General features: G+C 67.2%; 2 protein-coding genes. Both read left to right on the forward strand.

Annotated elements, in window-relative coordinates; translation table 11 throughout:
• The coding region (locus tag VR74_RS10375) for an SDR family NAD(P)-dependent oxidoreductase (protein ID WP_045696517.1) at positions 1-733 on the forward strand (733 nt) is incomplete at its 5' end.
• The coding region (locus VR74_RS10380) for a beta-ketoacyl synthase N-terminal-like domain-containing protein (protein WP_045696518.1) at positions 730-6,209 on the forward strand (5,480 nt) is incomplete at its 3' end. The genes VR74_RS10375 and VR74_RS10380, both read left to right, overlap by 4 nt.

A 6,209-nucleotide genomic window follows, 5' to 3' on the forward strand; every position in this document is an offset into this window, starting at 1 on the left:
CGCCCTTAGCCCGTGGCCGCATGGCATAGACCGCACGACAGACCTCAAGACCCTCCGCGCCGCCCTCGCACAGCAGGCCGTCGCCAGCGGCCAGAAGGTCAAGCCCGCCGACATAGACCGCGCCGCCCGCGCCGCCCTTGCAGGCCAGGAGATCGAACACACGCTCGCCGCCCTCGCTGCGACTGGCGCCATCGCGCACTATGTCCAGCTCGACCTCTCAGACACGGCCACGCTTGCCTCGGCTATCAACGCCATCCAGAGCCAGCACGGCGCCATTACCGGCCTTGTGCACGGCGCCGGCGTTCTGGCTGACAGGCTGGCCATGGAGAAAACCGAAGCAGAAGTCCGCAAGGTCTTCGGCCCCAAGATCGACGGACTCCTCGCCTTGCTCGGCGCCATCACTATGAGCCAGCTGACCCATATCGGCCTCTTCTCGTCGGCCTCCGCCCTGTTCGGCAATATGGGCCAGGCCGATTACGCGATGGCGAATGAAAGCCTCAACCAGCTTGCCCGCCAGCTGCATGCACAGCTTCCCCACGCGCAGGTGAAATCCTTCAACTGGGGCCCATGGGATGGCGGCATGGTCGATGCCGGCCTCGCCGCCCATTTCGCCCAGCAGGGCATCGCCCTCATCAATCAGGCCGATGGCGCACGCATCTTCGCTGACCAGCTCCTCGACGGCGACCGCACCCTTGTCGAACTCCTCGTCGGGGATGAGTGGAGCGGCGAATGACACGCTTCGAACCGATTGCCATTGTCGGCCAGGGCTGCGTACTGCCCGGCGCCCTCTCGCCCGATGCGCTCTGGCAGGCCGTGGCCGGCAATGCCTGCCTCATCACCCGCCCGGCAAAAGGCGCCTTCGGCCTGACGGACGCCGAACAGACCGCGCTACCCTACGTGTCAGGCTTCGTCTCCGGCTTCGATACCGTCTTCGACCCAAAGCGTGCCACGTTCCCCGGCCTCGACGTCTCGGCGCTCGACCCGGTCTGCCAATGGCCCCTCCATGCCGCGCTCGAAGCCTGGAGCGAAGCCGGCAAGACCAGCGCCCCATCCGACAGGCGCGGTGTCTTCCTCGCCAACCTGTCCTATCCGAGCCGCGCCAAGTCCGCCTACGCCGCCGATATCTGGACCTATGGACAATCCGCGCGCCCCGCGACGGATGCCTTCAATTCCGGCTTCCCGGCACACGTCCTCGCGCAGGCCATCGGCGCGACCGGGCCGGTCCTCGCGCTGGATGCGGCCTGCGCCTCCTCGCTCTACGCGCTCGAAATCGCCTGCCGGAAGCTCCAGACACGGCAGATCGATGTCGCTCTCGTCGGCGCGGTCAACGCCGCTGACAACCTGATCCTCCATATCGGCTTCGATGCGCTACAGGCGCTCAGCCCGACGGGCCGCTCCCGCCCCTTCATCAAGGGGGCAGACGGCCTCGTGCCCGCCGAAGGCGCTGTCGCTGTCGTGCTGAAACGCCTCTGCGACGTGACGGCCAAAGACACGGTTCATGGCGTCATCCGCGCCATCGGCCTGTCCAATGACGGCAAGCGAAAGGGCCTCCTCGCGCCTGACAGTGAAGGCCAGGCAGAGGCCATGCGCCGCGCCTATGCCGAGGCGGGCCTTGCGCCGGACAGCGTTGGCTTCCTCGAATGCCACGCCACGGGCACATCCGTCGGCGACAGTGTCGAAATCGCTGCTGCGGCAAGCGTGTTTGGCACAGACCGCCATCTCCCCATCGGCTCGCTCAAGGCCAATACCGGCCACCTGATTACGGCCGCAGGCCTCGCCAGCCTGCTCAAGCTGACCCAGGCCATGACGCACGAAACGCTCCCCTCCATGCCGCTCGACGGAGACCTGATCGACGCGGTGAAGTCACCCGCCCTTCAGCCACTCGCCAAACCTGCCAACTGGCAAACCGGCCAGTCGCCCCGCCGCGCCGCGATCAGCAATTTCGGCTTCGGCGGCAACAATGCCCACCTGATCCTCGACCAGCACCAGCCGGTCACAGGCGCGGTGCAGGTCGCCCTCCCGCAAACTGAGTCAGACGAGATTGTCATCTGCAGCGCCCGCCTTATGGGCGGCAGCGATAAGGGCGAACGCGATGTGCTACGCCGTCTGATGAACCATCCGGTCAGCCCGGCCCGGCCTGCGGAAACCATCGGCGCTGACCCGCGCTATGCCCGCACCCCACCGAACGACCTGTTGCAGGCAGAGGCCCAGCAACTCGCCGTGCTCTCGCTCACACGCTCTGCCCTGAACGGCATCGCGCGGCCTGACGCAGAACGCTGCGGCGTCTTCGTCGGCATGGGCTGCGCAGCCGATTCCGCGCGCTGGCTCCTGCGCGAACGTGTGGCAAAGCGCTTCGGCCTGACGCCCGGCACACCTGAATACGCCGCTGCGCAGGACGGCATCGCGCCGCCCCTGCAGGCCGCCACCGTACTCGGCGCCATGGCCAACATGACCGCCAACCGCATCACTTCGGCAGAAGACCTGCGCGGACAGGGCTATGCCATCTCCTCCGAAGGCGTCTCCAGTCTGACCGCCCTCGATGTCGCCTTCGACGCCCTGCGCGCCGGGCGGCTCGACATGGCCATCGTCGCCGCCGCAGACTTCGCCACTGAGCCGGTCGCCGCAGCTGCGCTCGCCGAACTCGGTACGTGTCACGCGGGCGACACGGCCGCCGCCCTCGTCCTCAAACGCCAGGCAGACGCCGAAGCGGCAGGCGACCCGATCCTTGCCTCCCTGGGCCAGGTGCAATGGGGTGGTGCCGGTGAGGCCTCACCCCTCTTTGCAAAGACTTACGGCTCCGCCCCCGCTGCCTCGCCCCTGTTCGAGCTTGCGGCAGCGGCGCTGCTCATGTCGCGCGACCAGCTCATCACCGACGACTGCGCGACCCCCAACCTGTCCGGCGAACACCCCCGGCACACCGTCACCGCTCCCGCCAGTGCTTTGTCGCAAGGCGCGAGCGTTCACCTGACCGGCCTTCCGGCCCGTCCGAGCCCCGATCCGCTCCGCCCGCCGCCTCACCTCTACTGGGCTGCAGGCGCCACCCGCGCCTCGCTCGCCAAAAAGCTTCGCACCGGCAAGACCGGCGGCAAGGGCAAGTGCCGCATCGCCCTTACCGCGACGAATGAAACAGCCCTCGCAGACCTGATCGGCACCTCTGCCACGGCGCTCGAACGCGACGCGGCCCCCTCCGGCGATCATGTCTATTATGGCGAAGGCGCGCCCGAAGGCGAACTCGCCTTCGTCTTTACCGGTTCGGCGGCCGTCTATGCCCGCATGTCGCGCGGCCTCTTCATGGCTTTCCCGGAACTCGGAAGAACCCTGTCCGGCATGTCGCGCGCATCGGACATGGCCCACCTGCTCACGCATTCTGATCTGTCCGAATACGAACAGCTCTGCGCAGGCACACTGGTCAGCCAGGCCCATGCCATCCTGCTGCGTGATATCCTCGGCGTCTCGCCCACTGCCGCCATCGGCCTTTCGCTCGGCGAAAGCAATGCCCTCTTCGCGTTCGGCTTCTGGAAAGATCCCGGCAAGCTGCTCGACGAGATCGACGACGCGGCCATGTATGAACGCCACCTCGGCGGCGAGTTCGAAACGGCGCACGCGGCCTGGGGGCCGAACGTGCCGGCCGACTGGGCCAACTGGCATATCAAGGCGCCCCTGACACGGCTTCGCGCCGCGATGACCAGCCACCCGAAGGTCGAAATCACGATCATCTATTCGCAGGAAGACTGCCTGATCGGCGGCCCGGCATCGGCCTGCCGCGCCGTGGCGGAAGCACTCGGCCCGGGCTCCGGCGCCGCCATGAACCAGCACCTGATCGTGCACGCCAAGGCCATGAAGCCATTCGAGGACACTTGGCGCAAGCTGCACACCCGCCCGGTCTCCAAAGTGCCCGGCATCCGCCTCTACGCCAATGCCATCAATGCCAGCTACGCGCCGACCAAAGCCAGCGTCGCTGACATGCTGACGCGGCAAGCCGTCGGCACGGTTGATTTCCCGGCCACGGTCCGCCAGGCCTACGAGGATGGCGTGCGTACCTTTGTTGAAGTCGGTCCCCGCGCCACGCTCTCGCGCGCCATCACCAGCGTGCTGGGCGACAAGCCGCATGTCGCCGTCGCCACCGACCGGATCGTCGCGTCAGACCTCGGCCAGATTGCCCATCTCACCGCCACGCTCTTTGCCGATGGCCGGGACATCAATATTGCCTGTGTGGCGAGCCGTCTGGACGCCGCCCGAAACAATCCCTGGACAGGAACCGACCCCATGCCCCTTACCAAGCCGGTTCACTATCCCACACCCCAGGTTCCCGAAACGCGCAGCGCAGGCGGCCTGCCGCCCGCCCCGCACCTGCCACCCCCCCACTACACCCCCAGTCACACCCCGCTGACACCCGTTGCGCCAGCCAAGCCAGCGGCCGTGGCCAGGCCCCGCACCTGCACCCCGCCCCGCAAGGTCGTCGCCGGCGCCACACCGCTCATGCCGCGCTCGCCCAGCGGCCCCAACTGGACCCGCCCGGCCATCGAGGCGTCCACGCGCGGCCTGATGTCGGATTTCTTCGGCCCGGCCTTCACCGGACAGGACGGTTTTGACCGCCAGGTCCGCCTGCCGGCCCCGCCGCTCCTGCTGGTTGACCGCATTACCGGCATCGACGCTGAAGCAGGCGTTGAAAGCACCGGCGTGATCTGGACCGAAACAGACCTCAAGGCGGATGACTGGCATGTCCGCAATGGCCGTGTCCGCCCCGGTCCGCTGATCGAGTGCGGACAGGCCGATCTCACCCTGATCGGCTGGATGGGCGCCGACCTGAAAAACCGCAACGAACGCGTCTACCGCCTGCTCGGCTGCGAGATCACCTTCCACGATGGCGGCCTGCCCGGCCCCGGCGACACGCTCGCCTTCCAGATCGAGATTACCGGCCACGCTACCCTCGCGGGCGTGCGCATGTTCTTCTTCCAGTATGACTGCATGGTTGGTGACCGGAAGGTCTTCTCCGTCCGCAATGGCCAGGCCGGCTTCTTCACCGATGACGAACTCGCCACCGGCAAGGGTGTGATCTGGGACGCCGCCACCGACGCCCCTCCCACACCCTCGCCCCACCCCTTCGACACCTCCCGTGCCAGCACCAAACGCGCCTTCACCGCACCGGACGTCGCCGCCTTCCGCGCCGGGGATGCGCTCGCCTGCTTCGGCAAGGGCTTCGAATTCTGCGCCGCCCATTCCCGCCCGGCCCACCTGCCGGACGACAAGCTGGTCTTCTTTGACGAGATCACGGAATTCGATCCCACCGGCGGCCCATGGGGACGTGGCTATCTCAAGGCCCGCGCTCAAGTGCCAACGGACGCGTGGTTCTATCAGGGCCACTTCCATGAAGACCCCTGCATGCCCGGCACGCTGATGGCCGAAGCCGCCGTACAGGCGCTGGAATTCTACGCCGCCGCCGCAGGTGTTACCATTGAACGCGACGGCTACATCTTCGAACCCATGCCCGGCGAAACCGCGAAATTCGTCTGCCGTGGCCAGGTCATCCCTGACCGCGCCCACGAAGTGACCTATGAAGTCTTCATCGACGACATCGTGGATGGCGAAAGCCCGGTCCTCTACGCCTCGCTCCTCGCCCGTTCCGACGGCAAGAAAGTTTTCCACTGCCCGCGCTTTGCCATTCGTTTGCGCAAGGACTGGCCCGCGCCGCACACGACCGCCACGCCCCTCCGCGTCGGTCCGATGGGCGAAAGCCGGGGCGACCATGCCGCCCTGCTGAACTGCGCCGCCAGCGCCCCCTCCGCCGCCTTTGGAGACCTCTACCTCCCCTTCGACACCGCAGGCCGCGCCCCGCGCCTGCCCCAGCCGCCCTATCACATGATGACCCGCGTCACCCACGTCTCGACCCGCCCGGGCGTGAAAGAGACCGGGGCCCGCGTCGTGGCCGAATACGATATCGCCGCCGACGCCTGGTACTTCCGCGACAATGCCAATGGCCACATGCCCTTTGCCGTGCTCTCCGAAATCGTGCTCCAGCCCTGCGGCTGGCTCGCCAGCCATTGCGGCTTCGCCCTCGAAGGCGGCGAACGCTTCCGCAATCTCGATGGCGACGGCCAGGTCTTCATGGAGGTCGGCCCGCACGACGGAACGATCAGCGTCGATACGACGCTCTCCTCCTTCTCCAAGGTCGGCCCGATGACGATTGTCGCATTCGAGCTGAAGGCCAC

It is taken from the genome of Hyphomonas sp. BRH_c22, from assembly GCF_000961795.1.
Taxonomy (GTDB): Bacteria; Pseudomonadota; Alphaproteobacteria; order Caulobacterales; family Hyphomonadaceae; genus Hyphomonas.